27 protein-coding genes and 1 other RNA gene are annotated in these 26570 nt (G+C 70.5%); 13 read left to right on the forward strand and 15 right to left on the reverse strand.

The window, feature by feature from the left end; all coding sequences use genetic code 11:
- Positions 1-30 precede the first annotated feature (30 nt).
- The 4 genes from HMPREF0591_RS21925 to HMPREF0591_RS21940 form a co-directional block, all read right to left on the reverse strand.
- The gene (locus HMPREF0591_RS21925; protein WP_007170855.1) at positions 31-1368 is read right to left on the reverse strand and encodes a glutamine synthetase family protein; all 1338 of its coding nucleotides are present in this window, start codon (positions 1366-1368) and stop codon (positions 31-33) included.
- A gap of 91 nt (positions 1369-1459) precedes the next feature.
- Complete coding sequence (locus tag HMPREF0591_RS21930) at positions 1460-3022, reverse strand: alpha/beta hydrolase (protein ID WP_007170856.1); 1563 nt, start codon at positions 3020-3022, stop codon at positions 1460-1462.
- A 106-nt stretch (positions 3023-3128) separates the two neighbouring features.
- Positions 3129-4685 carry an alpha/beta hydrolase gene (locus tag HMPREF0591_RS21935; RefSeq protein WP_007170857.1) on the reverse strand — a complete coding sequence of 519 codons (1557 nt, stop codon included), beginning with the start codon at positions 4683-4685 and terminating at the stop codon, positions 3129-3131.
- A gap of 57 nt (positions 4686-4742) precedes the next feature.
- The gene (locus HMPREF0591_RS21940; protein WP_040623695.1) at positions 4743-6140 is read right to left on the reverse strand and encodes a WS/DGAT/MGAT family O-acyltransferase; all 1398 of its coding nucleotides are present in this window, start codon (positions 6138-6140) and stop codon (positions 4743-4745) included.
- Between the two features lie 149 nt (positions 6141-6289).
- Between HMPREF0591_RS21940 and panB the strand changes: the two genes are divergently transcribed.
- Positions 6290-7135 (forward strand): 3-methyl-2-oxobutanoate hydroxymethyltransferase, encoded by an 846-nt coding sequence (gene panB / locus HMPREF0591_RS21945; protein WP_007170859.1) that lies wholly within the window; start codon positions 6290-6292, stop codon positions 7133-7135.
- Positions 7136-7277: 142 nt separating this feature from the next.
- Complete coding sequence (locus HMPREF0591_RS21950; protein ID WP_007170860.1) at positions 7278-8459, forward strand: glycoside hydrolase 5 family protein; 1182 nt, start codon at positions 7278-7280, stop codon at positions 8457-8459.
- Position 8460: 1 nt separating this feature from the next.
- On the opposite strand, the gene HMPREF0591_RS21955 is transcribed toward HMPREF0591_RS21950, so the two are convergent.
- The gene (locus HMPREF0591_RS21955) at positions 8461-8859 is read right to left on the reverse strand and encodes a heme-binding protein (protein WP_050790119.1); all 399 of its coding nucleotides are present in this window, start codon (positions 8857-8859) and stop codon (positions 8461-8463) included.
- A 194-nt stretch (positions 8860-9053) separates the two neighbouring features.
- Here HMPREF0591_RS21955 and HMPREF0591_RS21960 point away from each other — a divergent pair, with 194 nt between their 5' ends.
- Positions 9054-9311: a hypothetical protein gene (locus tag HMPREF0591_RS21960; RefSeq protein ID WP_040623618.1), complete on the forward strand. Its 258-nt coding sequence runs from the start codon at positions 9054-9056 to the stop codon at positions 9309-9311.
- A gap of 112 nt (positions 9312-9423) precedes the next feature.
- Positions 9424-10974: a CYTH and CHAD domain-containing protein gene (locus HMPREF0591_RS21965; RefSeq protein ID WP_007170863.1), complete on the forward strand. Its 1551-nt coding sequence runs from the start codon at positions 9424-9426 to the stop codon at positions 10972-10974.
- A gap of 81 nt (positions 10975-11055) precedes the next feature.
- On the opposite strand, the gene rnpB is transcribed toward HMPREF0591_RS21965, so the two are convergent.
- An RNA gene (gene rnpB / locus HMPREF0591_RS30425) (RNase P RNA component class A) lies at positions 11056-11456 on the reverse strand.
- Positions 11457-11583: 127 nt separating this feature from the next.
- On the opposite strand from rnpB, the gene HMPREF0591_RS21975 reads away from it, so the two are divergent.
- A complete protein-coding gene (locus HMPREF0591_RS21975; protein WP_007170864.1) occupies positions 11584-12294 on the forward strand; it encodes a 2OG-Fe(II) oxygenase in 711 nt (236 codons plus the stop codon).
- Between the two features lie 3 nt (positions 12295-12297).
- Here the strand turns inward: HMPREF0591_RS21975 and HMPREF0591_RS21980 are convergent, their stop codons facing one another.
- Positions 12298-12927 carry a class I SAM-dependent methyltransferase gene (locus HMPREF0591_RS21980; RefSeq protein ID WP_040623622.1) on the reverse strand — a complete coding sequence of 210 codons (630 nt, stop codon included), beginning with the start codon at positions 12925-12927 and terminating at the stop codon, positions 12298-12300.
- 47 nt (positions 12928-12974) lie between these two features.
- On the opposite strand from HMPREF0591_RS21980, the gene HMPREF0591_RS21985 reads away from it, so the two are divergent.
- The 4 genes from HMPREF0591_RS21985 to HMPREF0591_RS22000 all read left to right on the forward strand — a co-directional run bounded on the left by HMPREF0591_RS21985 (position 12975) and on the right by HMPREF0591_RS22000 (position 16626).
- Positions 12975-13550, forward strand: a complete 576-nt coding sequence (locus HMPREF0591_RS21985) for a helix-turn-helix domain-containing protein (protein ID WP_007170866.1) — start codon at positions 12975-12977, stop codon at positions 13548-13550.
- 75 nt (positions 13551-13625) lie between these two features.
- Positions 13626-14795, forward strand: a complete 1170-nt coding sequence (locus HMPREF0591_RS21990) for a cytochrome P450 (RefSeq protein WP_007170867.1) — start codon at positions 13626-13628, stop codon at positions 14793-14795.
- Positions 14796-14867: 72 nt separating this feature from the next.
- Entirely contained in the window at positions 14868-15062 is a 195-nt protein-coding gene (locus HMPREF0591_RS21995; RefSeq protein ID WP_040623698.1) for a ferredoxin, read from the forward strand.
- 16 nt (positions 15063-15078) lie between these two features.
- Positions 15079-16626, forward strand: a complete 1548-nt coding sequence (locus HMPREF0591_RS22000) for a molybdopterin-dependent oxidoreductase (RefSeq protein WP_007170869.1) — start codon at positions 15079-15081, stop codon at positions 16624-16626.
- A 15-nt stretch (positions 16627-16641) separates the two neighbouring features.
- Here the strand turns inward: HMPREF0591_RS22000 and HMPREF0591_RS22005 are convergent, their stop codons facing one another.
- From HMPREF0591_RS22005 to cobC, 6 genes are read right to left on the reverse strand one after another with little or no spacing between them, the layout of a single operon-like run.
- Complete coding sequence (locus HMPREF0591_RS22005; protein ID WP_007170870.1) at positions 16642-16842, reverse strand: hypothetical protein; 201 nt, start codon at positions 16840-16842, stop codon at positions 16642-16644.
- A gap of 32 nt (positions 16843-16874) precedes the next feature.
- Positions 16875-17456 carry a TetR-like C-terminal domain-containing protein gene (locus HMPREF0591_RS22010; protein ID WP_007170871.1) on the reverse strand — a complete coding sequence of 194 codons (582 nt, stop codon included), beginning with the start codon at positions 17454-17456 and terminating at the stop codon, positions 16875-16877.
- 19 nt (positions 17457-17475) lie between these two features.
- The gene (locus tag HMPREF0591_RS22015; RefSeq protein WP_007170872.1) at positions 17476-18570 is read right to left on the reverse strand and encodes a bifunctional RNase H/acid phosphatase; all 1095 of its coding nucleotides are present in this window, start codon (positions 18568-18570) and stop codon (positions 17476-17478) included.
- Entirely contained in the window at positions 18567-19304 is a 738-nt protein-coding gene (locus HMPREF0591_RS22020; protein WP_007170873.1) for a zinc ribbon domain-containing protein, read from the reverse strand. Before HMPREF0591_RS22020 ends, HMPREF0591_RS22015 begins: the two co-directional genes overlap by 4 nt.
- Positions 19304-20449: a Nif3-like dinuclear metal center hexameric protein gene (locus HMPREF0591_RS22025; RefSeq protein ID WP_040623700.1), complete on the reverse strand. Its 1146-nt coding sequence runs from the start codon at positions 20447-20449 to the stop codon at positions 19304-19306. The genes HMPREF0591_RS22020 and HMPREF0591_RS22025 overlap by 1 nt, the downstream gene beginning before the upstream one ends.
- Entirely contained in the window at positions 20446-21474 is a 1029-nt protein-coding gene (cobC, locus tag HMPREF0591_RS22030; RefSeq protein WP_007170875.1) for an Rv2231c family histidinol phosphate aminotransferase CobC, read from the reverse strand. Before cobC ends, HMPREF0591_RS22025 begins: the two co-directional genes overlap by 4 nt.
- Positions 21475-21557: 83 nt before the next feature.
- Here cobC and HMPREF0591_RS22035 point away from each other — a divergent pair, with 83 nt between their 5' ends.
- From HMPREF0591_RS22035 to HMPREF0591_RS22045, 3 genes are all read left to right on the forward strand, one after another.
- Positions 21558-22271 carry an HAD-IA family hydrolase gene (locus tag HMPREF0591_RS22035; RefSeq protein ID WP_007170876.1) on the forward strand — a complete coding sequence of 238 codons (714 nt, stop codon included), beginning with the start codon at positions 21558-21560 and terminating at the stop codon, positions 22269-22271.
- 67 nt (positions 22272-22338) lie between these two features.
- Positions 22339-22818 (forward strand): low molecular weight protein-tyrosine-phosphatase, encoded by a 480-nt coding sequence (locus tag HMPREF0591_RS22040; protein WP_040623703.1) that lies wholly within the window; start codon positions 22339-22341, stop codon positions 22816-22818.
- Position 22819: 1 nt separating this feature from the next.
- Positions 22820-23653, forward strand: a complete 834-nt coding sequence (locus tag HMPREF0591_RS22045; RefSeq protein WP_007170878.1) for an SURF1 family cytochrome oxidase biogenesis protein — start codon at positions 22820-22822, stop codon at positions 23651-23653.
- On the opposite strand, the gene HMPREF0591_RS22050 is transcribed toward HMPREF0591_RS22045, so the two are convergent.
- The gene (locus HMPREF0591_RS22050) at positions 23635-24579 is read right to left on the reverse strand and encodes a cobalamin biosynthesis protein (protein ID WP_007170879.1); all 945 of its coding nucleotides are present in this window, start codon (positions 24577-24579) and stop codon (positions 23635-23637) included. The two genes, HMPREF0591_RS22045 and HMPREF0591_RS22050, sit on opposite strands and share 19 nt — an antisense overlap.
- Positions 24580-24629: 50 nt before the next feature.
- Between HMPREF0591_RS22050 and HMPREF0591_RS22055 the strand changes: the two genes are divergently transcribed.
- Positions 24630-25445 carry an oxygenase MpaB family protein gene (locus HMPREF0591_RS22055; protein WP_040623704.1) on the forward strand — a complete coding sequence of 272 codons (816 nt, stop codon included), beginning with the start codon at positions 24630-24632 and terminating at the stop codon, positions 25443-25445.
- On the opposite strand, the gene HMPREF0591_RS22060 is transcribed toward HMPREF0591_RS22055, so the two are convergent.
- Entirely contained in the window at positions 25442-26560 is a 1119-nt protein-coding gene (locus HMPREF0591_RS22060; protein WP_040623706.1) for an epoxide hydrolase family protein, read from the reverse strand. The genes HMPREF0591_RS22055 and HMPREF0591_RS22060 overlap by 4 nt on opposite strands.
- Between the last annotated feature and the right edge of the window lie 10 nt (positions 26561-26570).

Raw genomic sequence — 26570 nt, forward strand, 5'->3', positions numbered from 1 at the left:
AGGCGGGCTGGGCGTCGACGGCGGTGCCGGCTAGAGCGACAGGTAGGTGCTCAGCTCATACGGGGTGACGTGACTGCGGTAGTTGGCCCATTCGGTGCGCTTGTTGCGCAGGAAGAAGTCAAAAACGTGCTCGCCCAACGTCTCCGCGACGAGCTCCGAGGACTCCATGGCCCGCAGCGCGGCGTCCAGGCTGCTCGGCAGCTCGCGGTACCCCATCGCGATCCGCTCCTCGGGCGTCAGGTCCCACACGTTGTCCTCGGCCTGCGGCCCCAGCACGTAGCCCTTCTCCACCCCGCGCAGCCCGGCGGCCAGCAGCACGGCGAACGCCAGGTAGGGGTTGCAGGCCGAATCGGGGCTGCGCACCTCGATACGCCGCGAGGACGTCTTGTGCGGGGTGTACATCGGCACCCGCACCAGCGCCGACCGGTTGGCCGCCCCCCACGACGCGGCGGTGGGCGCCTCCCCGCCCTGCACCAGCCGCTTGTAGGAATTGACCCATTGGTTGGTGACGGCGCTGATCTCCGAGGCATGCTCGAGGATGCCGGCGATGAACGACTTGCCGACATCGGACAGCTGCAGCGGGTCGTCGGGGCTGTGGAACGCGTTGACGTCGCCCTCGAACAGGCTCATGTGGGTGTGCATCGCCGAGCCGGGATGCTGCCCGAAGGGCTTGGGCATGAAGGTCGCGCGGGCGCCGTTCTCGATCGCGATCTCCTTGATGACGTAGCGGAACGTCATCACGTTGTCGGCCATCGACAGGGCGTCGGCGAAGCGCAGGTCGATCTCCTGCTGGCCGGGCGCGCCCTCGTGGTGGCTGAACTCCACCGAGATTCCCATGAATTCGAGGGCCTCGATCGCGTGCCGGCGGAAGTTCGAGGCGGAGTCGTGGACCGCCTGGTCGAAGTAGCCGGCGTTGTCCACCGGGACCGGCACCGACCCGTCGTTGGGGCCGGGTTTGAGCAAGAAGAATTCGATTTCGGGGTGGACGTAGCAGGAGAAGCCGAGGTCGTTGGCCTTCTGCAGCTGGCGGCGCAGCACGTGGCGCGGGTCGGCCCACGACGGCGAGCCGTCGGGCATGGTGATGTCGCAGAACATTCGCGCGGAGTGGTGGTGGCCGCCCGAGGCCCACGGCAGCACCTGGAAGGTCGACGGGTCCGGGTTGGCGACGGTGTCGGATTCGGAGACCCGGGAGAAGCCCTCGATCGACGAACCGTCGAAGCCGATCCCCTCTTCGAAGGCACCTTCGAGTTCGGCCGGGGCGATGGCGACGGATTTGAGGAAGCCGAGCACATCGGTGAACCACAGCCGAACGAAGCGGATATCCCGTTCCTCCAGGGTGCGGAGGACGAACTCCTTCTGGCGATCCATATCTCGAACAGTAGGCAACGGCTGTTAAATCTGTGTTACCGACTCGCGATCGGGACCATTGCGAACATTGCAAACAGGCTGCTCAGTGCGGTCAGGACTGGCACCGGTAGGACGCGGGCGGCGGCGCGCCCGCAACCAGATAACGCATGACGGCGGTGTCCACACACTGGTCCCCGTTGAACACCGCGGTGTGCTGCGTCGCGTCGTAGGTGATCAGCGGGGCGCCCAGCTGGCGGGCCAGGTTGACCCCGGCCTGATACGGCGTGGCCGGGTCGTGCGTGGTGGAGACGACGACGACCTTGCCCGGCGCCGCGGGCGACGCCACGTGCGGCGTCGAGGTCGCCGGCACCGGCCACAGCGCGCACAGATCGCGGGGCGCGTCACCGGTGAACTGCCCGTAGCTGAGGAACGGGGCGGCCTGGCGAATGCGCTGATCCGCGGAGACCCAGCTCGCCGCATCCTTCGGCGTGGGCGCGTCGACGCACCGGATCGCGTTGAACGCGTCCTGATCGTTGGTGTAGTGCCCGCCGCGGTCCCGGCCCTCGTAGTCGTCGGCGAGCAGCAGCAGGTCGCCCGCGTCGGTGCCGCGCTGCAGCCCGAGCAGGCCGCTGGTCAGGTACTTCCAGTGCGCCGGGGTGTAGAGCGCGTTGATGGTGCCGGTGGTCGCGTCGGCGTAGCTCAGGCCGCGCGGGTCCGACGTGCGGCCCGGCTTGGCGACCAGCGGGTCGACCAGCGCGTGGTACCGGCTGACGAACTGGGCCGGGTCGGTGCCCAGCGGGCAGCCCGCCGAGCGCGCGCAGTCGGCGGCGTAGTCGTTGAAAGCGGTTTGGAATCCCGCCATCTGCCGGACGTTCTCGTCGACCGGGCCGACGGTCGGGTCGATCGCGCCGTCGAGCACCATCGTCCGGACGTGGCCGCCGAAGCGCTCCAGGTAGGCGGTGCCCAGCTCGGTGCCGTAGCTGTAACCGAGGTAGTTGATCTGATCGTCGCCCAGCGCCTGGCGGACCATGTCCATGTCGCGCGCCACCGACGCGGTGCCGACGTTGGCCAGAAACGCCGTCCCCATCCGGCTCACGCACTGCCGGGCCAGCTGCTGGTAGAGCTGTTCGATGTGCGCCACGCCGGCCGGGCTGTAGTCGACCATCGGCTCGCGCCGGTAGGCGTCGAACTCGGCGTCCGAGCGGCAGCGCAGGGCCGGGGTGGAGTGGCCGACGCCCCGCGGGTCGAAGCCGACCAGGTCGAAGTTGCGCCGGATGGGCGTGGCGTCCAGGTTCGGCGCCATCCCGGCCACCATGTCGACCGCGGACCCGCCGGGACCGCCCGGATTGACCAGCAGTGAGCCGATCCGTTGCCCGGTCGCCGGCACCCGGATCACCGCCAGCCTGGCCTGCCCCGCGGCCGGATTGTCGTAGTCCACCGGCACCGACACCGTTGTGCACTGCGCCGTGGGGATATCGCTTGTGTCCGTGCCGAATTGGCCGCAGCTTCCCCACGTCTGCGGCAACGCGGCCGACGGCTTGGGGGCGGGCGTCTGCCCGGCCCCGGGTTCCGGGGTGGCGCCGGCGACCGGCAGTCCGACCGCCGAGTTGGCGGCCAGCAACCCGAATGACAGCAGCGCCGAGCTCAAGGATCTCCGGCGCGACATGGCAGTCATCGTGTCAGCCGCGGGTACCCGAAGCGGCGCGAAACGGTTACGCCTTGGTCTCGTCTGCGGCCGCCCGGCGCGTTGGATTGCGCTCGGCGTCAGACCCGTACGGGCACTAGCACTTTGCGCCGCTGGGCGGCGTGGCGCCGCCGACCAGATACGCGGTTACGTAGTTGTCGATGCAACTGTCGCCCTGGAACACCACCGTGTGCTGGGTGCCGTCGTAGGTGAGCAGCGAGCTGCGCAGCTGATTGGCCAGGTCCACCCCGGCCTTGTAGGGGGTCGCGGGGTCGTGGGTGGTCGACACCACCACGGTCGGGGCCAGGCCGGGCGCGGAGATGGTGTGCGGCTTGCTCGTCGGCGGCACCGGCCAGAACGCGCAGGTGCCCAGCGGGGCGTCGCCGGTGAAGCTGCCGTAGCTCATGAACGGCGCGATCTCGCGGGAGCGGCGATCTTCGTCAATCACCTTGGCGCGGTCGGTGATCGGCGGCTGATCGACGCAGTTGATCGCGACCCGAGCGTCGGTGGCGTTGGTGTAGTGGCCGTGCGCGTCGCGGCGCATGTACATGTCGGCCAGGGCCAGCAGGGTGTCGCCGCGGTGGTTGACCAGTTCGCTCAGCCCGTCGGTCAGGTGGTGCCACAACGTCGGCGAATACAGCGCCATGATCGTGCCGACGATGGCGTCGCTATAGCTCAGTCCCCGTGGGTCGTTCGTCGGCACCGGCCGGCCGATCATCGGGTTGTTCGGGTCGACCAGCGGGTCCACCAGGCTGTGGTAGACGTCGACGGCCTTGGCCGGGTCGGTGCCCAGCGGGCAGGTCGGTTGCTTCGCGCAGTCCGCGGCGAAGTCGTTGAACGCGTCCTGAAAACCCTTGGCCTGGCGCAGGTCCGCCTCGATCGGGTCGGCGTTGGGGTCGACCGCGCCGTCGAGGATCATCGCCCGCACCTTGTCGGGGTAGGCCTCGGCGTAGGCCGAGCCGATCCGGGTGCCGTACGAGTAACCGAGGTAGGTCAACTTGTCGTCGCCCAGCGCCGCGCGGATCGCGTCCAGGTCCCTGGCCACGTTGACCGTGCCGACATTGGCCAGGAAGTTCTTGCCCATCTTGTCGACGCAGCGGCCGACGAACTCCTTGGTCTCGTCCTCGATGTGGGCGACGCCGGCCGGGGTGTAGTCCACGTTGGGCTCCGTACGCAGGCGGTCGTTGTCGGCGTCGGAGTTGCACCAGATGGACGGCCGCGACGATCCCACCCCGCGCGGGTCGAAGCCCACCAGATCGAACCGTTCGCGGACCCGCTTCGGCAGCGACTGAACGACACCCAGGGCGGCCTCGATGCCGGACTCGCCGGGCCCGCCGGGGTTGATCACCAACGAGCCGACCTTGTCCCCGGTGGCCGGGAAACGAATCATGGCCAGCGTCGCGACGTCGCCGTCGAGGTGGTCGTAGTCGACGGGCACCGCGAGCTTGCCGCACAGCGCGCCGGCGGGAATCTTGGCCTTCGGGTTGGACGACCGGCACGGGGTCCACTCCACCGCCTGCCCCAGCTTGGGTTCGGCCAGCAGGGCGCGCCCGGCGACGACGCGCACGCAGCCCGCGAGCAGGAGCGCCACGGCCGCGAACGCCGTCCAGACCAGCAGCGTGCGCGCAAACGTGACGCGGCGAGACAGACCCATGCCAACATATGCTGCCAGAGGAAACCTGAGATCTTCGTGAGCGGCACCGCCGGCCGGCTACCGGGTGGCCGCGAGCAGCTCCTCCATCGCCGGCGCGAACTCGTCGGCCATCTCCCACAGGTCCGGCAACAGGTCGGGGCACGAGATCAACCCGACGTCGAGCTTGCCCTGCAGCGACATGGCGGTGATGTTGAGTCCCGACCCGTGGAAGATGGGCCCCAGCGGGTACATCGCCTTGACCTCGCAGCCCAGCATGTGGAGCGGGACCTGCGGGCCCGGAACGTTGGACACCACCAGGTTGTGCACCGGCATGCTGGCGGTGAACCGCGTCCTGGCATAGAGCCGCATCGCGATGCCGAAAACGGCCGGCGCGGCGAATTGCGTCCAATCCTGTAACAGCGACGCGCCGATCGCGGAACTGTGTTCCTTGGCAATCGAATTCGCCTGCGCGATGGCCTTGAGCCGCTCCGCGGGATCGGCGATCTCGGTATGCAGGCAGGAAAACATCGCCGATACCTGATTGCGGCCGGGGCGGTCGGATTTGCCGTGCACCGAAACCGGCACCGACGCCACCAGCGACGAGCCCGGCAAAGCGTTCCGGTCGGCCAGATATTGGCGCAGCACACCGGAAACCAACGCCATCACCACGTCGTTGACTTTGACGCCCTCGAATCGATTCTTCACCCGCTTGACGTCGTCGAGCTCCAATTCCGCGAACGCGAGGTTCCGGCGGTCGGTGATCCGGGCGTTGAAGACGGTGGCGGGCGCGGCGAACGGCCGCGCCATGGCCTGGCCGTCGCGCGCCCGGCGCAGCGTCGCCAACGCCGAGGACACGGTGTCGGGCACGACATTGGCCAGCTGCAGGGGCCGGGCCGCGAACCGGACCAGCCCGCCGGCGGCGATCTGCCATCCGCTCGCGCCGCCCACCCCGCCGGCCGGCTCCGGCGCCGGGGCGTCGGCTTCGGTGCTGCACAGCTGCGACATCAGGTTGGCGCCGGTCACCCCGTCGACGCCGGCGTGGTGCACCTTGGTCATCACCGCCAGCCGCGCTTCCGGATCGCCCGAGCGGGTGCCCGCCACGCCTTCGATCACCCACATCTCCCACAGCGGTCGACGCCGGTCCAGCGGCGACTCCGCGATGTGACCGCAGATCTCCGCGAGCTCGGCCCGACCGCCCGGCGCGGGCAGCGCGATGCGGTGCAGATGACGGTCGAGCGCGAAGTTGTCGTCGTCCACCCAGACCGGATGATCGAGGTTGAGCGGGCTGTTGGCCAGCTTCTCCCGGAATTCCGGGATCGCCTTGATCCGCAGCGACAACGCGTCGCGCAGCCGGTCGAAGGTGTACCCGCCGGGCATCGTCGAGGCGTCCAACTCCATGATCGAGCACACGTGCATCGGCTGCGACGACGTCTCCAGGTAGAGGAAGCTGGCGTCGAGTCCGCTGAGCCGCTGCATGCCCTGCATGGTATGTCTCACATCACACGGACGGTGCAACCGCGCAGCGGAGATGGCAGAATGGCACCGTCAGACGAACCCGGGGACCCGCCCAGGAACTCTTCACCTGAGGGCCACGAGGATCGAACCGACCACCACTAGGGACAACGATGTCTGAGCAGAACATTTATGGTGCGGGCGCGTCCGAAAAGGCACAGCCGCTCACCAAGATCCGCACCCACCACCTGCAGAAGATGAAGGCCGAGGGGCACAAGTGGGCCATGCTCACGGCCTACGACTATTCGACCGCCCGCATTTTCGACGAGGCCGGCATTCCGGTCCTGCTGGTCGGCGACTCGGCCGCCAACGTGGTGTACGGCTACGACACCACGGTGCCGGTGTCGATCGACGAAATGATTCCGCTGGTCCGCGGCGTCGTGCGCGGCGCCCGGCACGCCCTGGTCGTCGCGGACCTGCCGTTCGGCAGCTACGAGGCGGGACCGGCGGCCGCGCTGGCGTCGGCCACCCGATTCATGAAGGAGGGCGGCGCACACGCCGTCAAGCTCGAGGGCGGCGAGCGGGTGGCCGAGCAGATCGCCTGCCTCACCGCGGCGGGCATTCCCGTGATGGCGCACATCGGCTTCACGCCGCAGAGCGTGAACAGCCTGGGTGGCTTCCGGGTGCAGGGCCGCGGGGACGCCGCCGAGCAGACGGTCGCCGACGCGATCGCCGTCGCCGAAGCCGGGGCGTTCTGTGTCGTCATGGAGATGGTGCCCGCCGACCTGGCCACCCAGATCACCGGCAAGCTGACCATCCCGACCGTCGGGATCGGGGCCGGCCCCAGCTGCGACGGCCAGGTCCTGGTCTGGCAGGACATGGCCGGCGTCAGCAGCGGCAAGGCCGCCCGGTTCGTCAAGCGGTTCGCCGACATCGGCGGGGAATTGCGCCGGGCCGCAATGCAATATGCGCAAGAGGTGGCCGAAGAGACCTTCCCCGCCGACGAACACTGCTTCTGACCCCCGCGCCCGGCCCACTCCTGCCCGTTCCTGACGAAAAGCGAAACTCGTTGTGTGGCAGGCGGGTACGATTGCCCTTGGATAGAGTCTCGACTTCGAGAGCAAGGGTGAACACATCGACCGGGGGATTCCTGGTGACTTCGTGCACCGCCGAACGGTGCTGAAGCTACCGCTGTTGTTGGCAGGAGGCGCTGCACTGGCCCGAGCACCTCGCGCGGCCGCGAAACCCGCGCCTGGCACCTCGCCGCAGGCAAGCCGCTGGTCTCCCGAGCGCGCGAACCGGTGGTATGAGGCGCAGGGCTGGCCGGTCGGGGCGAACTTCATCACGTCGAACGCGATCAACCAGCTGGAGATGTTTCAGCGCGAGACGTTCGACGCCCGCCGCATCGACACCGAACTGGGCTGGGCCCGGGCCACCGGCCTCAACGCGGTGCGGGTCTTCCTGCACGACCTGCTCTGGGCGCAAGATCCCCGGGGCCTGCAGATCCGCCTGGCCCAGTTCGTCGACATCGCGGCCCGCCACGACATCAGGCCGCTGTTCGTCTTGTTCGATTCCTGTTGGGATCCGCACCCCGAGGCCGGCCCGCAGCGCGCGCCGACGCCCGGCGTGCACAACTCCGGTTGGGTGCAAAGCCCGGGCGCGCAACGCCTGGGTGACCGCGGTTACCTGAAGACCCTGCGCAGCTACGTGACCGGGGTGCTGACCCAATTCCGCTCCGACGACCGCGTCTTGGGCTGGGACCTGTGGAACGAGCCCGACAATCCGTCGAAGTACTACCGCTCGGTCGAGCGGGCCGACAAACTGTACCTGGTGGCCGATCTCCTCCCCCAGGTGTTCGGCTGGGCGCGTTCCGTCGATCCATGCCAACCGCTGACGAGCGGCGTGTGGGACGGCGAGTGGGCCGATGCCGGGAGCCGCAGCGCGATCAGCGGCATCCAGCTGGACAACTCCGACGTGATCACGTTCCACTCGTACGCCGGGCCGGCGGAATTCGAGAGCCGCATCGCCGAGCTCACCCCGCAGGGGCGCCCCATCCTGTGCACCGAATACATGGCCCGCCCGCTGGGCAGCACCGTGCCGGATGTGCTGCCCGTCGCGAAGCGCCACAACGTCGGCGCGTTCAACTGGGGGCTGGTCGCCGGGAAGACCCAGACGTTCTTCCCCTGGGATTCATGGGAGCACCCGTACACGGCGATGCCCGCCGAGTGGTTCCACGACCTGCTCGCGCCCGACGGACGGCCGTTCCGCGATCCCGAGATTCAGACCATCCGCCGGCTGGGCGGGCTGGCGATGCATCTCCGCGAGGACCCGCCGCCCAGCTGAGCTACTGACACCGATTGTGAAAATCGGTCAGCGGCTGGCGAATGCCCTCCAGGTCGGCGTGCGTCTGCGGGTTGGCGTCCATGTACTGCTTGAGCTGGTCGCGGGCGTCGGCCCGGGGCTGGCCGCGCAGGCTGGTGAAGTAGTCGTTCACGTCGGGGTGGGTGAACAGGTACGCCGACGTCGCGGCGGCGACACCCGCGGATACCTGGGCGAGGTCGGCCGCCGTGCAGTTGGGCGCCGGCGAGGGCGCCGGGGCCGGCTCGGGCGCGTCCATTCCCCCATCCGCACCCACCGGGCCGGCGGCGGTGACGGCGCCGGTGAAAAGCATTGCCACACCGGCCGCGCCGGCCGCGATTGCGCCGGCAAATACTCGCGACATGCCGCGGGCAAATGACACCATGGAGCGCTCCTTCATATCCGCATCCGAAAGCCGACCCGTACGGCAAAACCATAAGCGGTTTTCGGGCCGCGCATGCGGCATTCCGGCGCGGAACAATTGCGGGGCCCGGCAATCAATTTCGACCGCCTCCGATCGGGGCGTCGATATACTCCAATTCTTCGTCCGCCCACGGCGATGACTCGAGGGGGTTCACGGTGGCAAGAAGAAGTTCGGGGACGACTGCCCGCCGCCGGATCGCGCTGGTGTTGGCGGCAACGGCGTCGGTTCCGGGAATCCTCGTCGTCACGCATTCCACCGACCGCGCGGAGGCGACCGTGTGCGTGGGCGCCGGCCGGCGCATCTCGGTGAGCGGCTGCACCGACATCGGCGACACCATCGCCCGCTACGTCCCGCCGCCGGCCGCGTACGCGCCGCTGCCGGAGGACACCACGCCTCCTCCCCCGCCGCCGTAACACCGAGGCCGTCGCCGCCCTTCGCGCCGCCGCGGTATGGCAGGCTATGGGAGCCCATCACCACCGTCCAGACGTTCAAGGCCGCGGCCACGCGCCCTCAACGGAGCCGAAAATGCCTGCAAAAGCGCCGCAAACCTCGCGCCATCTCGAGGTCGAGCGCAAGTTCGACGTCGGCGAGTCCACCGTGTCACCCTCTTTCGAGGGCATCGCCGCGGTGGCGCGCGTCGACAAGACGCCGACTCAGACGCTGGACGCGACGTACTTCGACACCGCGACACAGGACCTCGCCCGCAACAAGATCACGCTGCGCCGCCGCACCGGCGGCTCCGACGCGGGGTGGCACCTGAAGCTGCCGGCCGGGCCTGAAGTCCGCACCGAGGTCCGGGTGCCGTTGGACGCGTCCGGGCCCGACACCGTGCCGGAGGAGTTGGTGGACGTCGTGCTGGCGATCGTCCGCGACCGCCCGCTGGAACCGGTCGCGCGCATCACCACCCGGCGCGAAACCCAGGTGTTGTACGCCGCCGACGGCACTCCGCTGGCGGAGTTCTGCAACGACCACGTCACCGCGTGGTCGGCCCAGCGCACCGACGACGCCGACTTGGAGCCCACCCAGCAGGAGTGGCGCGAGTGGGAACTCGAACTCATCGAGACACGTGAGGCGACGAACGGGACCCCCGACACCGACCTGCTGAACCGGTTGGGCAACCGGCTGCTCGACGCCGGCGCCGCGCCCGCCGGCCACGCCTCCAAGCTCGCGCGGGTGCTCGGCGCGGCGCCACCGCCCAACGGCACCCAGCCCGCCGAGCACCCGCTGCAGCGCGCGGTGGCCGAGCAGATTCGCGAACTGCTGGTGTGGGATCGCGCCGTGCGGGCCGACGCCTTCGACTCCGTACACCAGATGCGGGTCACCACCCGCAAGCTGCGCAGCCTGCTGCGCGACTACCAGGAAGCGTTCGGACTGCCCGACGACGGATGGGTCCTCGACGAACTGCGCGAGCTGGCCGGCATCCTGGGCATCGCGCGCGACGCCGAGGTGCTCGCCGAGCGTTACGAGCGCGACTTGGACGGGCTGGCACCGGATTTGGTGCGGGGACCGGTGCACGAACGGTTGGTCGGCGGCGCCCAGCGTCGCTACCAGACCGGGCTGCGCCGGTCGCTGATCGCGATGCGGTCGCAGCGCTACTTCCGGCTGCTCGACGCCCTCGAGGCGATCGCCGCCCAGCCCCCCGGCAGCGTCGCGGGTGAGGAAGGCGAGGAACACGCGCCGGTCACCATCGACGCCGCCTACAAGAAGGTGCGCAAGGCCGCCAGGGCCGCCGCCGGGGTCGACCCGCAACATCCGGACCATCCGCACGAGCGCGACGAGGCGATACACCGGATCCGCAAGCGGGCCAAGCGACTTCGCTACACCGCGGCGGCCACCGGCGCGGACAAGGTGTCCGAGCGGGCGAAGGCCGTCCAGTCGCTGCTCGGTGATCACCAGGACAGCGTGGTCAGCCGCGAACACCTGCGGCACGAATCCGAAGCCGCGTACGCGGCCGGCGAGGACACCTTCACCTACGGCCTGCTGTATCAACAGGAGGCCGACCTGGCCGAGCGGTGCGAGCAGCAGCTCGACGACGCGTTGCGCAAGCTCGCTAAGGCGGTGCGCAAGGCCGGCTGAGCCCCGCGAGACTGTAACTGGCGACGGGTTTACTCGGCGAACGCGTCGCGGAATACAGTTTCGCGGAGGCATCGCGCGGGGCGGACGAGTTGGCCTGTAAGCCGGATTCTGTTCTGTGCGCCTCCGGAGACCGGACGCGCACAGCGGCGACCATCCATCTGGACACACCGTCACCGGGTGCCTCGAGCGGCCTACCCGCAGGCTCGGGCGAGCAACCCTCGGACGCCTGCGCGGCCGCACCTTTCGGTGCGGCCTTCTTGGCCTTGCTTCGGGTGGGGTTTGCCTAGCCGCCCCGGTCACCCGGGGCGCTGGTGCGCTCTTACCGCACCGTTTCACCCTTACCACCGCGAGGGTGGCGGTCTGCTTTCTGTGGCACTGTCCCGCGAGTCACCTCGGATTGCCGTTAGCAATCACCCTGCTCTGTGAAGTCCGGACTTTCCTCGAACCGCCTCGCGACGGTCCGCGGCCGCCCGGCCAACTCGTCCGCGACGATCCACGGTACTACCTGCGCGATGCGGGGGCCAGCAACCATTGCCGGCCGGCCCCGCGACGCCTCTATCGTGGACCTCGAGGCCGGCACCTCGCACACCGGCACACGGAAGGGCACCGATGTCCCGCTGGAAGAAGCGCGTCGACTCCGGCGACTGGGACGGCATCGCCGCCGCGGTCGCCGAGTACGGCGGGGCGTTGCTGCCGCGCCTCGTCACCGGCGGCGAGGCGGCGAGACTGCGCAAGCTCTACAGCGACGACGGCCTGTTCCGCTCGACCGTCGACATGGCGCCCCGGCGGTACGGCGCCGGACAGTATCGCTACTTCCGGGCGCCCTATCCCGAGCCGATCGAGGAGCTCAAACAGGCGCTGTATCCGCGGCTGTTGCCGATCGCCCGCGACTGGTGGGGCAAGCTGGGCCGCGACGCGCCCTGGCCGGGCAGCCTCGACGATTGGCTGGCGACCTGCCACGCGGCCGGCCAAACCAGGTCCACCGCGCTCATGCTGAAGTACGGCCCGGGCGACTGGAACGCCCTGCATCGAGACCTGTACGGGGACTTGGTCTTTCCGCTGCAGGTGGTGATCAACCTGAGCGACCCCGGCGCCGACTACACCGGCGGTGAGTTCCTACTCGTCGAACAGCGGCCCCGGGCGCAGTCGCGGGGCACCGCAACGCAATTGCCGCAGGGGCACGGCTTCGTGTTCACCACGCGGGAGCGGCCGGTGGCCTCGAGCCGCGGCTGGTCTGCCGCACCGGTGCGCCACGGTGTGTCGGTGGTGCGTTCCGGCGAGCGCTATGCCCTGGGGCTGATCTTTCACGACGCGGCCTGAGCGTTATCCGCCTCGCCGCAGGACGATCACGTTGTCCCGCAGGGTCGCGGCTCGACCGTCGGGTCCGACCGTCTCCCGTTCCGCTGTCTCGGTACGCGCCGCAGTCCAGGCGCTGTCCAGCCGCAACGACGCGAGGACCTCGTCGATGCCGGGAAAGGAGTGGTCGTGGTGCTCCGCCCAGGGCGGGGGCGCCGCGTGGTCGACGATCAGCAGCGCACCACCGGGATTCACGTGCTCGGCCGCCCGCCGGAGCACTTCCTCGCGGTCGAGCCGGGCCGGCGAGTGCAGGTACTGGGCCGACACCAGGTCGAACATCCCGTCGGGGAAGCTCTCGTTGAGGTCGTGGCACTGAAAGTCGATCTGCGCGAGCAGGTTCCGTTGCGAGGCGGCCTCGGTCGCCCGTCGCAGCGCGGTGGCCGAGACGTCGACCGCCACCACGCGCCAGCCGCGCTCGGCGAGCCACAGCGCGTCGGCGCCCTCGCCGCAGCCGAGGTCGAGCGCCCGGCCCGCGGGCAGGTCAGCGGCCACCTCGGCGAGGCGCGGATTGACCCGCCCGCTCCACACCCGTTCGGTCGAGCCGTAGCGATCTTCCCAGAACCGCCGGGCATCATCGGATTGGCAAGAAGTTTCCATACCCATGAGCTTGCCCAGCCGCGACCTGATTGCCAAGCTTGTTTGCCATGCAGGCAAAGACCGCCCCCGACATCGATCTCCAGGTGCGCCGGCGGCTACGGGAGCTGCGCATGCAGCGCGGTATGACGTTGCAGGAGGTGGGCGCAATTGCCGGGATCGACATCTCGACGCTTTCGCGCCTCGAGTCCGGAAAGCGCCGGCTGGCGCTGGATCACCTGCCGCGGCTCGCGCGGGCGCTGTCCGTCAGCACCGACGAGTTGTTGCAGCCCGCCGAGGCGAACGACCCGCGGGTGCGCGGCGCCGCGCGCACGCACCACGGGGTCACGTATTGGCCGCTGACGCGCCAGGGTCCCGCCGGCGGCCTGCACGCGTTCAAGGTCCGGGTCAGCGCCCGGCGCCGCACCCCGCCGGCGGAGCTGCCGGTGCACGAGGGCCAGGACTGGATGTACGTCCTGTCCGGCCGGATGCGGCTCGTGCTGGGCGACCGCGACTTCGCCATCGCGCCGGGCGAGGCGGTCGAGTTCTCCACCTGGACACCGCACTGGTTCGGGGCGGTCGACGGCCCGGTGGAGGCTATCGTGATCTTCGGGCCGCACGGCGAGCGGCTTCACCTGCACAGTTGACCGCCCCGGCGCCGATTGTGCGACCGCTTAGCATTGACCATTGCCCGGCGGGAGCGTTGGTGCCAGTCTGACCAGATGACAGATACCGAAGGGTTCGTCGACCAAACGGTGACCGGCCTCGCGGAGCCGCAGCCGATGTACAAGGCGTTGCGGGAAACGAGCCCGGTGTTCCGCTCGCCGCAGGCGGTCGTTCTCAGCCGCCTGGCCGACATCGAGATGGCGCTCAAGCACACCGAGCTGTTCTCGTCGAACATGGACGCGGTCGATCTGGGCAACGTGCGGCCCCTGATCCCCCTGCAGATCGACCCGCCCGAACACGCGAAGTACCGCCGCGTGCTCGACCCGTTGTTCACCCCGCGGGAGATGGCCCGGCGCGAACCCGGCGTCACCGAGTTGGTGAACGAGATGATCGACCGCTTCGCCGCTCGGGGCGAATGCGACTTCCACGCGGAGTTCGCGGTGCCGTTGCCGTGCACCGTCTTTCTGCAGTTGCTCGGATTGCCGCTGGAAGACCTCGACCGGTTCCTGGAATGGAAGGACTGCGTGATCCGGCCGGAGGGCGACTCGGGCTTCGATCGCCGGCACGAGAGTTCCGCCGCGGTGGCCCAAGAGATCTACGACTACTTCGACCGCGCGATCGACGAGCACATCGCCAGCCCGCGCGACGACGTGCTGTCGGCGATGATCGCGGCCGACGTCGCCGGCCAGCCGCTGTCGCGCGAGGAGCTGCTCGATATCTGCTTCCTGTTTTTGATCGCCGGGCTGGACACGGTCACCGACTCGCTCGACTGCTTCTTCGTGTACCTCGCGCGCCACCCCGACCACCGCCATCAGCTGGTCGAGCGGCCCGAGGTGCTGCCCAGCGCGGTCGAGGAGTTGTTGCGGTGGGAGACACCGGTGCCCGGCGTCGCCCGCGTCGCCATCCAGGACGTCGAGGTGGGCGGGTGCCCGATCAGCAAGGGTGAGCGGGTCAGCCCGCTGCTGGGAGCGGCCAACACCGACCCCGCGGAGTTCGCCGACCCCGAGTTGGTGGACTTCACCCGCAACCCGAACCGGCACCGCGCATTCGGCGGCGGCCCGCACCGCTGCCTCGGTTCCCACCTGGCCCGCATGGAGCTGCGGGTGGCGTTGCGCGAATTCCACCGGCGCATACCGGATTACGAGATCAAGCCCGGCACCCAGCTGACCTACACCGCCGCACTGCGGTCGGTGGAGTCGCTGCCGCTGGTCTTCGCGGCGCCATGACCCGCGCCGGCGACGATGCAGAGCGCAGCGATGAGGTGGGGGCACCTCCCGCTTGCGGGGGAGAGCGGCGCCATGACTGAAGTAGCCGTCGACGCCGACCGCTGCACCGGGCACGGGCGCTGCTACACCCTGGCGCCCGACGTCTTCGACGCCGACGAGGTCGGCCACTGCGTCGTGCTCGTCGCCGAGGTCTCCGGTGACCTCGAGACGCAGGCCGTCACCGCCGAGCGGAACTGCCCCGAAGGCGCCATCTCCCTATCCCGTTGAAGCGAAACGTACTTCCATGGCCGAAGCGCCGTCTAACGAGCGGATGATCGCCGGGGTCGCCGCCGCGGCCGTCGCGCTCGGGGTGGCCCAGTTGGTGGGCATCCCGTTTGGTGCGCGGGCTGATGCCCGTGCCGCGATCGGCTCAGCGGTCGTCGACCTGACGCCGGGCCCCATCAAAGAATGGGCGATTCAAACCCTGGGCTCTCTGGACAAACTCTTCCTAGCCGTAGCCGTGCTCGTGGTGATCGCCGCGATCGCCGCAATCGCCGGGACCCTCGAGACCCGGCGCCGTCCGCTCGGCAGCGCCGCGATCGCCGCGGCCGGCGCGCTCGGGTGCGTCGCCGTGCTGTCGCGGCAGGGCGCGACGCCACTCGACACGATTCCCACCATCGCGGGCACAGCCTGCGGGGTGGCGGCCCTGCGCCTGCTCACCCGCCGGTTCGAGCCCGGCCCGGGAGACCCTGAAGACACCGATGACCACGACAAACCAGAGGCGGACAGGCGAAGGTTAATCGTGCTGGGACTGCTCGGATTCGGCGTACTGAGCGGCGTGGCGGGTGCGGTCATCACGCGGTTGGTGCATTCGGTGGCCGCCGACCGCAACAGCTTCACGCTTCCCCGGCCGCGCTTGTCGGCGCCCCCGATACCGGCCGACGTGCAACCGAAAGGCGTTGCGCTGCCGAGCTTCGTCACTCCCAGCGCCGACTTCTACCGGGTGGACACAGCGCTCACCGTTCCCCAGCTCAGCCACGGCGACTGGCGTCTGCGCATCCACGGCATGGTGAACCGCGAAGCGACATACAGCCTCGCCGACCTCGCCGGCTTTGACGTCGTCGAAAAGGTAGTGACGCTAACCTGCGTATCCAATCCCGTTGGCGGCCCACTTATCTCGACCGGAATCTGGGCAGGCTACCGAGTGGCCGATCTGCTCGCGGCGGCCGGCGTGCACCCGGACGCCGACATGGCGCTCTCGACGTCGATCGACGGGTTCACCGCCGGCACACCGGTGGCTGCACTCACCGATGGCCGCGACGCGCTGCTCGCGGTCGCCCTCAACGGTCAGCCCCTGCCGATCGAACATGGCTATCCGGCCCGGCTGGTCGTGCCCGGGCTCTATGGGTACGTGTCGGCCACCAAGTGGGTCGTCGATCTGGAGCTGACCCGCTTCGACAAAGCAGAGGCGTACTGGACGCGGCAGGGCTGGGCGCCGCGCGCACCCATCAAGACCGAGTCGCGGATCGATGTGCCGAAGGATGGTCAGCGGGTGCCGATCGGCCCCGTGGTGTTCGGCGGGGTCGCGTGGGCACAGAATCGTGGGGTGCGGGCCGTGGAAGTCCGCATCGACGACGGCGGGTGGCAGCCCGCCGAACAGGGCGCGAGTTACTCCAACGAAACGTGGCGGCTGTGGAGCTTTCCCTGGGAGGCGAAAACCCCCGGGAGGCACACCATCACCGTGCGCGCCACCGACAACACCGGAGCCACCCAGACCGCCGATACGGCCGCCCCCGTCCCCGACGGCGCCACCGGCTGGCACACGGTCGACTTCACCGTGGCCGGGACGTGACGCACCCTTCTCCCACTACTTCGACGAGAGTTTCCGCCAGCTGACCACCGCGATCACGGCGCCGACCAGCACGGTGATGGGGCCGATGACGGACCAGGTCGTGGTGTTGCTCATCGGGCTACCGCCAAGCACTCCGAATCCCTGAAGCGCCCAGATCAACCCGAACAACGCGAGGATCACACCGAACGCGCAGGTGGCGACGAATGTCCTTCTCATACGGGGATGCTACGCGGCCGACGCGATCACCGTCATCTGCGGGCCAGGGCATGCCACGCCAGGTCGACGATGGCCGCGCAATAGTCGTCGTCGATTGGAACGTCGGAATACAGGGCGCGAATGTTGAGCGGCGCCAGCAGGATCTGCACCGCGGCCAGGGTGTTGACGCCCTCGCGCAATTCGCCCCGATCCCTGGCCCGGTCCACCACCGCGCGCATCGCGGCGAAATGCAGCCGCCAGAACCTCACTCGGGTGGCTTCGTCGTGCCCCCCGCGGCGGTCCATCACCAGCGCGCGCAGGAGAGAGCGGCCGAGTTCGCCGTTGATCTGATTGGTCACGTTACTGGCCAAGGCCAAGAGGTCGCCGCGCAGCGAGCCGGTGTCGGTTCCCGAGCTCACCTTCTCGACGTCGGCAAGCACGGCATCGACGATGAGTTGACGCCGATCTCCCCAGTACCGGTAGACCATCGCCGCGTCGAGGTGGTGACGCTCGGACAGGGCCTCGATGCTGAACCGCTCGACACCCCAACGGGTCAGCTCGTCGATTACCGCCGGCATCACCCGCGCCCAGACCTCCGCGGGCACGGATTCACGGATCGGATCAGACGGCTCCATCGACGCCTCCTTACACCGGCTATAGGTACGCCGTCTGGTTCACCAGCCGCACGGAAGACGCTCCGTCGGAATAGAACTCGGCGATGCTCAGCGACGCCAGGTCGAGGTGCAGGCGGTAGAGGATGCCCGGGCCCGCCTCCAGCGCCAGCCGGAGCAGCATCTTGATCGGCGTCACGTGCGAGACCACCAGCACCGTCGTGCCCTGGTGCGCGGCGACGATCCGTTCGCGGGCCGCGACGACGCGATCGAGCACGTCGTCGAAGCTCTCCCCGCCCGGCGGCGTCGTGCCGGTGTCGCGCAGCCAGCGGCCGTGCAACTCCGGGTCCCGCTCGGCGGCCTCGCCGAACGTCAGCCCCTCCCAGGCCCCGAAATCGGTCTCGATCAGGTCGTCGTCGACCGTCACGTCCAGCCCGAGCGCCTTGGCCGCCCGGGCCGCGGTGTCGTAGGCCCGCTGCAGCGGCGAGGCGAACACCGCCGAGATCCCGCCGCGCTGCGCCAGATAACGCGCCGCGGCGTCGGCCTGCCGGCGCCCCACCTCGGTGAGCGCCGGGTTGCCGCGGCCCGAATACCGGCGCTGCACCGACAGCTCGGTCTGCCCGTGCCGGAGCAACAGCAGCCTGGTCGGGGTGCCGCGCGCACCGGTCCAGCCGGGCGCCTGCGGCGAAGGCGCCGCGGCTTCCGCGGGACGCTCGGCCTCCACCGGGTCGCCGGCCGCGGCGGCGTCCATCGCCTCGTTGGCCAACCGGTCGGCGTAGGAGTTGCGGTCCCGCGGAATCCACGTGTAGCTGATCCGGTCGAACCGCGCCGCCAGCTTCCGGGCCTGCCCGTGCAACTCCACCAGGTCGGGGTGCTTGACCTTCCACCGCCCCGACATCTGCTCCACCAACAGCTTGGAATCCAGGAAGACCGCGGCCTCGGTGGCGCCGACCCGCAGGGCGTCGTCCAAACCGGCCAGCAGGCCCCGGTACTCGGCCACGTTGTTGGTGGCGTGGCCGATGGCCTGCTTCGTCTCCGCCAGCGCCGTCGAGCGGTCCTCGGCCCACACCACCGCGCCGTACCCGGCCGGACCGGGATTGCCGCGCGACCCGCCGTCGGCCTCGATCACCACCTTCACTGATCAAACCCCTTGACCCGCAACAGGATCGCGCCACACTCCGGGCATCGCACCACGTCGTCCTCCGCGGCGGCGGAGATGCGCGACATTTCGCCGCGGTCGATCTCCAGGCGGCAGGCGCCGCACCGGCGCCCCAGCAACGGCCCGGCGCCCGGTCCTCCCCCGGCCCGTTGCCGTTCGTACAGCGCGGACAGCGCGGGATCCAGCGCCGCGCTCAGCGTTTCGCGCCGCGCGGAATGGGCCTGGCGGGCCTCGTCGATTTCGGTGAGCGCGTCGTCGAGAGCCTTTCTGGCGCCGGCCAATTCGGCCTCCAGCGCCTCGACCTTGCCCTGCGCGTCATCCAGTTGGGACTGCAGCTCCTCGCGGCGCTCCAGCACGTCCAGCAGCGAATCCTCCAGGGAGGCCTGGCGCCGCGTCAGGGTCTCCAGCTCGTGCTGCAGATCCGAGAGCTGCTTGGCGTCGGCGGCGCCCGACTCCAGCAGGGACCGATCGCGGTCCTCGCGCTGGCGCACCGACTCGATCTCGGACTCGAACCGCGACACCTGACCGTCGATGTCCTCCAACGCGATCCGGACGGCGCCCACGCGGTCGGCCGCGGCGGTGAGTTCGTCGCGCACCCGCTCGTAGGCCTGTTGCTCCGCCAGGTGGCCGGCCCGGTGCGTGATGCGCGACAGCTCCGCATCCAGCTGCGACAGCTCGAGCAGCGAACGCTGCTGAGCGACTTCGGCCTTCATCACGCCTCACCCCCGGTCTCGTCGCTGCACCCACCCATGTTCCATGGGTCGGTGCGAATCGTGCACACCCGGACCGGCAGCGCCGCACCGAAACGGGACCGCAGCAGGTCGGCGGCCTGGTCGCACCAGGGAAACTCGCTCGCCCAGTGCGCCACGTCGACCAGCGCCACCCCGGAGGCCCGCCGATGCTCGTCGGCCGGGTGGTGCCGCAGGTCCGCCGTGACGTAGGCCTGCACGCCCGCGCCGGCCGCGGTCGCGAGCAGCGAGTCGCCCGCACCGCCGCAGACGGCCACCCGCGACACCGGCATGTCGGGGTCGCCCGACGCGCGGACGCCCCACGCCGTCCGCGGCAGCGCGGCATCGACGCGCGACACGAAGTCGCGCAGCGGTTCGGGCCGCGGCAGGGCGCCGATGCGGCCCAGCCCGGCGTCCCCGGGCGGGGGCAGCAACGCCAAGACGTCGAACGCGGGTTCCTCGTAGGGATGGGCGGCGCGCATCGCCGCCAGCACGGCCGCCCGGATCCGCGCGGGCGCGACCACCTCGAACCGGTCCTCGGCCACCTGCTCGACGGTGCCGACGCTGCCGACCGCGGGCGTCGCCCCCTCGTGCGGCAGGAACTGCCCGATGCCGCTGACGCTCCAGCTGCAGTGCGAATAGTCGCCGATGTGCCCGGCGCCGGCCCCGAACATCGCCGCCTGCACCGCTTGCGCGTTCTCGCGCGGCACGTAGACCACCCACTTGTCCAGGTCGGGCGCGACCGTTCGCGGCTCGAGGGCCGCCTCCACGGTGAGGCCGAGCGCGTGCGCCAGCGCGTCCGACACCCCCGGCGACGCCGAGTCGGCGTTGGTGTGCGCGGTGAACAACGAACGGCCCGTTCGGATCAGGCGGTGCACCAGCGCGCCCTTGGGCGTGCTGGCCGCCACCCTGTCGACCCCACGCAACAGCAGCGGGTGATGGGCCAGCAGCAGGCCGCCCGCGGGAACTTCGTCGACGACGGCGGGCGTCGCGTCGACCGCGACGGTCACCGACTCCACCGCGTCGTCGGGGTCGCCGCACACCAGGCCCACCGAGTCCCACGGTTCGGCCAGCCGCGGCGGGTAGGCCTCGTCCAGCACGCCGATGACGTCGGCGAGTCGCACGCTCACGGGCACACCTCCGCGATGGCCTGCACCAGCAGCGGCCACTCCCGGCGCACCGCGGCCCGCAGGTAGCTCTCGTCCAGGCCGACGAACGTATCACAGCGGCGGATGGCAATCTCCTTGTCCCGCAAACTCTTTCGGATTATCTCGGCACCCGGCATGCGGAACAGCACGAACGGCGCCCGGCCGTCGACCACCTCGGCGCCCACCGACGTCAGGCCGGCCACCATCTCGGCGCGCAACTCCGCCAGCCGCACCGCACCGGCCGCCGCCTCGGCGACGGCCTGCCGGCCGCAGCACGCCGCGATGGCGGTCAGCTGCAGCGTGCCCACCGGCCAATGCGCCCGCTGGGCGGTCAGCCGGGCCAGCACCTCCGGCGAGCCCAGGGCGTAACCCACCCGCAATCCCGCCAGCGCCCACGTCTTGGTCAGGCTGCGCAGCACCAGCACGTCAGGCAGCGAATCACCGGCCAGCGAGTCCGGTTCGCCCGGAATCGAATCGGCGAACGCCTCGTCGACCACCAGGATGCGGCCGGGGCGGCGCAGCGCGAGGAGCTGCTCGCGGGTGTGCACCACCGCGGTGGGGTTGGTCGGGTTGCCGACCACGACCAGGTCGGCGTCGTCGGGAACGGCCACCCCGTCCAGGCCGAACGGCGATTCGAGGACGACGTGGTGCACCGGCACCCCGGCGGCGGTCAGCGCGTCCGCCGGCTCGGTGAACGACGGCGCGACGACCGCAGCCCGGGCGGGGCGCAGGTTGCTCAGCAAGGCGAACCCCTCGGCGGCCCCGGCCAGGGGCAGCACCTCGTGGCGGGCCCGGCCGTGCCGCGCGGCGACGGCGTCCTGCGCCGCGCGCACGTCCTGGGCGCTCGGGTAGTGCGCCAGGTCCGGCAACCGGGCGGCCAGCCGCCCCACCAGCCACTCGGTGGGTTGCGCGTGCCGAACGTTGACGGCGAAATCCAGCATCCCGGGTGCGACGGCCTGATCGCCGTGATAGCGCACCGCAGGCGGGCTCAGGTTCAGACTCGCCATCCGAGAAACACTAGTGGGCCGCTTGGGGGCGTGACATCGACACCGTCACACCCGGCCGCGGCCCCATCGAGGACAATGGTGAGGTGACAGGGACTACCTCGGCGGATCGCCCCGCCTCCGGCGCCGAAGCGGCGTCGTCGCGCGCCGCGGCGCAGCTGGTGATCTTCGACCTCGACGGCACGCTCACCGATTCGGCCGAGGGGATCGTCGCCAGCTTCCTGCACGCGCTCGACCACGTCGGCGTCGCGGTGCCCGACGGCGATCTGGTGGCCCGGATCGTGGGCCCGCCGATGGACGACACCTTCCGCACCATGCTGGGCGAGGGCGCCGAGCAGGCGATCGCGGCCTTCCGCGCCGAATATGGCAGCCGGGGCTGGGCGATGAACACGCTGTTCGACGGCATCGAGCCGCTGCTGGCCGACCTAGAAGCCGCGGGCGTGCGGCTGGCCGTGGCCACCTCGAAGCTGGAGCCGACGGCGCGGCGGATCCTCGCCCACTTCGGGCTCGATCGGCACTTCGAGGTGATCGCCGGGGCCAGCCCCGACGGCTCGCGCAGGACCAAGGTCGAGGTGCTGGCGCACGCGCTGGAGCAGCTGCGGCCGCTGCCCGAGCGGGTGCTCATGGTCGGCGACCGCAGCCACGACGTGCACGGCGCGGCCGCCCACGGCATCGACACCGTGGTGGTGGGCTGGGGCTACGGGCGGGCCGACTTCCCCGACGGCGCGGCGGCCGCCGGGAGCACGGCCGTGACGCACGCCGCGACCGTCGACGAACTGCGGGCGGTGCTGGGTGTCTGAGCAAGGGCCGAATGCGCCACTCCTCAGCGGGCCGTCGGACGGCCCGCATCGTCGTCGGCGCGAGCAGCTGCACATCACGTTCGTCTGCACGGGGAACATCTGCCGGTCGGTGATGGCCGAGAAGATGTTCGCCGACCAGCTCCGGTGCCGCGGCCTGGCGGACGCGGTGCGGGTGACCAGCGCCGGCACCGGCAACTGGCACGTCGGCCAGTGCGCCGACGACCGGGCGACCGATGTCCTGCGCGCCCACGGCTACCCCACCGAGCACCGGGCCGCGCAGGTCGACGCCGACCACCTGGCGGCCGACCTGGTGGTGGCGTTGGGCCGCAACCATCTTCGGATGCTGCACCAGCTGGGCGTCGACGAGGAGCGGGTGCGGATGTTGCGGTCCTTCGACCCGCGTTCGGGCGCCCACGCCCTCGACGTCGAGGACCCGTACTACGGCGACGCGCAGGACTTCGAGGACGTCTTCACCGTCATCGAGGCCTCGCTGCCCGGCCTGCACGACTGGGTCGACGATCGGCTCGGCCGGAACGGATCCGGTTGACATGCGTCGGCTGGCGTTCCTGCTGCGGCCCGGCTGGATAGCCCTGGGCCTGGTGGTCGTCGCCTTCACCTACCTGTGCTTCACGGTGCTCGCACCCTGGCAGCTGGGCAAGCACAACCGGACGTCGCGGGAGAACCGGCAGATCGAATACTCCCTCAACACCGCGCCCGTTCCGCTGAAAACGCTACTGCTGCAGCAGGATTCGTCGGCGCCGGACGCGCAGTGGCGCCGCGTGACGGCCACCGGGCACTACCTGCCCGACGTGCAGGTGCTGGCCCGGCTGCGGGTGATCGAGGGCAAGCCGGCGTTCGAGGTGCTGGCTCCGTTCGTCGTCGACGCCGGCCCCACCGTCCTCGTCGACCGGGGTTACGTGCGGCCCGACCAGGGCTCCCACGTCCCGCCGATCCCCCGCCCGCCCGGCGGCACGGTCACCATCACCGCGCGGCTGCGCGACTCCCAGGCCGTCGCCGCCGGCAAGGACCCCTTCACCCAGGACGGCGTGCAGCAGGTGTATTCGATCAGCACCGCGCAGGTCGCCGCGCTGACGAAGGTGCCGCTGGCCGGGTCGTATCTCCAGTTGGTCGAGGACCAGCCCGGCGGGCTGGGCGTGATCGGCGTGCCGCAACTGGACGCCGGGCCGTTCCTGTCGTACGGCATCCAGTGGATTTCCTTCGGCATCGTCGCCCCGCTGGGGCTGGGCTACTTCGTGTATTCCGAGATCCGCGCCCGCCGCCGGGAAAAGGAACGGCAGGCCGAGACCGCGGCCCCCGAGGCGCCCGCGCCCCCCAAGACGGTCGAGGCCAAACTCGCCGACCGCTACGGCCGCCACCGGTAGGCCACCAGCCCCGCCAGCACCGCCGCCCCCGCCTGCACCGTCCGCGACAGCGCGGCGGTGCGGCGCAGGTCGGCCACCGTCGGCTCGTGACCGTCGCCCAGCGTGGGCCGGATCTGCAACTCGTGCCGGTACTGGGTGGGCCCGCCGAGCCGCACGCCCAACGCCCCGGCGAAGGCCGCCTCCACGACACCGGCGTTGGGGCTGGGGTGGCGGGCGGCGTCGCGGCGCCAGGCCCGCACCGCACCCGCGGGCGACCCGCTGACGAACGGCGCGCACAGCACCACCAGCGCCGCCGTCACCCGCGCCGCCACATAGTTGGCCGCGTCGTCCAATCGCGCCGCCGCCCAACCGAATCGGGCATAGCGTTCGGATCGGTAGCCGATCATGGAGTCCAGCGTGTTGATCGCGCGGTAGGCCAGCACCCCGGGCGCCCCGCCCACGGCGGCGCACAGCAGCGGCGCCACCTGTGCGTCGGAGGTGTTTTCCGCGACCGATTCCAGCGACGCGCGCGCCAGGCCCGGGCCGTCCAGCCAGGCCGGGTCGCGCCCGCACAGCGACGGCAGCAGCCGGCGCGCGGCCTCGACGTCCCCGCCCTCCAGCAGTTCCGCCATCGCCAAGCCCGTGCGCGCCAACGAGGTTCCGCCCACCGACACCCAGGCGGCCGCCGCCGTCGCCGCGACCGACCAGGGCCGCCCGCCGCGGTCGGCGGCGCGCTGCAGCATCCAGCCGAGCGCGCTCGAGGCTGCGACCAGCGCCCCGACGTGCACCGCCCCCGCGGCCCTGCTGTCGCGGTACGTCACGCGCTCCAGCCGGGCGGCGGCCCGGCCGAACGCCGCGACCGGATGTCCCCGTGCCGGGTCACCCAGCGCGAGGTCGGCCAGGTAGCCGGCCAGCACGCCGGCGGCCCTGGTCCGCGTCGCCACCACCCCGGCAGCGTCTCACACGTGGTTGACTCGAAGACATGGCGTCGTCCGCGATGAAGCGGCCCGCGACCCGGGTCGCCGACCTGCTGAACCCGGCGGCACTGTTGCTCCCGGCCGCGAACGTGATCATGCAGCTGGCCCTGCCCGGCGTCGGGTACGGCGTGCTGGAAAGCCCGATCGACAGCGGCAACGTCTACAAGCATCCGTTCAAGCGGGCGCGCACCACCGGCACCTACCTCGCCGTCGCCGCCATCGGGACGGAGTCCGACCGCGCGCTGATCCGCGGCGCCGTGGACGCCGTCCACCGGCAGGTCCGTTCCACGTCGTCAAGCCCGGTGCCCTACAACGCCTTCGACCCCAAGCTGCAGCTCTGGGTGGCCGCGTGCCTGTACCGCTACTTCGTCGACCAGCACGAGTTCCTGCACGGACCGCTGGACGGGGCCGCCGCCGACGCCGTCTACCTAAACGCCAGGCGGCTGGGCACCACGCTGCAGGTGCCCGAGCGGATGTGGCCGCCGGACCGAGCGGCGTTCGACGAGTACTGGAAACGCACGCTCGACGAACTGCGCATCGACCCGCCGGTGCGCGAGCACCTGCGCGGCGTGGCGTCGCTGGCGTTCTTGCCGTGGCCGGTGCGGGTGCTGGCCGGCCGGTTCAACCTGTTCGCGACGACGGGGTTCCTGGCCCCGGAGTTTCGCGCGCTGATGCGGCTGGACTGGTCGGCGGCCCAGCAGCGCCAGTTCGAGTGGCTGCTGTCCGCGCTGCGGCTGGCCGACCTCTTCCTGCCGCACGGGATCTGGCTTCTCGGGTATCAGATCTACTTGTGGGACATGCGTTTTCGGGTGCGACGGGGCCGGCGGATCGTCTAGCGCACGGTGGCGAAGAACGCGCGGACGTCCCCGACGAACAACTCGGGTTGCTCGAACGCGGCGAAGTGCCCGCCGCGCTCCATGGCCGTCCAGTGGGTGATGTTGTAGACCGGTTCGCACCAGCTTCTGGGCGCCTTCAGCAGCTCGCCCGGGAAAGCCGCCACGCCCGTGGGCATTACGACCCGGTCCAGCTGCCCCCACACCCTGAAGCTCTCCCAGTACAGCCGGGCCGAGGACGCGCCGGTGTTGGTCACCCAATAGACCATCACGTTGTCCAGGAGTTCGTCGCGGGTGAACACGTTCTCCGGATGCCCGTCGCAATCGGCCCACGCCCAGAACTTCTCGACGATCCACGCCAGTTGCCCCACCGGTGAATCGGCCAGCCCGTAGCCCAGGGTCTGGGGCCGGGTGGACTGCTGCTTGGAATAGCCGGTGCCCCATTTGCGGTGCTCGGCCATCGCGGCCATCGCCCGCCGCTCCTCGTCCGTCGGGTTCTGCAGCGACTCCGGGGTGGGCCGCCCGATCGGCATGTTGAGGTGAATCCCCGCGCAGTGCCCCCCGTTTCGGCCGATCTGGGTGGTCACGGCGGCGCCCCAGTCGCCGCCCTGGGCGCCGTAACGCCCGTAGCCCAGGCGCAGCATCAGCGTCTCCCAGGCCGCCGCGATCCTCTCCACGCCCCAGCCCGTGCGGGTGGGCTTGCCGGAGAACCCGTATCCCGGCAGCGACGGGCAGATCACGTGGAAGGCGTCCGCGGCGCGCCCGGACGCCGGGGTGGTCAGCGGCTCGATCACCTTGTGGAACTCCACGATCGAGCCGGGCCAGCCGTGGGTGATCAGCAGCGGGAAGGCGTCCTCGTGCGGCGAGCGCTGGTGGATGAAGTGGATGCCCAGCCCGTCGATCTCGGTGACGTACTGGTCGAACCGGTTGAGCGCGGCCTCGCGGGAGCGCCAGTCGTATGCGTCGGCCCAGTAGCCGGCCAGCTCGCGGGTGTAGGCCAGCGGCATGCCCTGGCTCCAGTCGTCCACGCATTCGGCTTCCGGCCAGCGGGTGCGGGCCAGCCGCGCGCGCAGGTCGTCGAGGACGTCGTCGGGAACATCGATGCGAAACGGCTGCACGGGTTCGTTC

Source organism: Mycobacterium parascrofulaceum ATCC BAA-614 (genome assembly GCF_000164135.1).
Lineage (GTDB): Bacteria > Actinomycetota > Actinomycetes > Mycobacteriales > Mycobacteriaceae > Mycobacterium > Mycobacterium parascrofulaceum.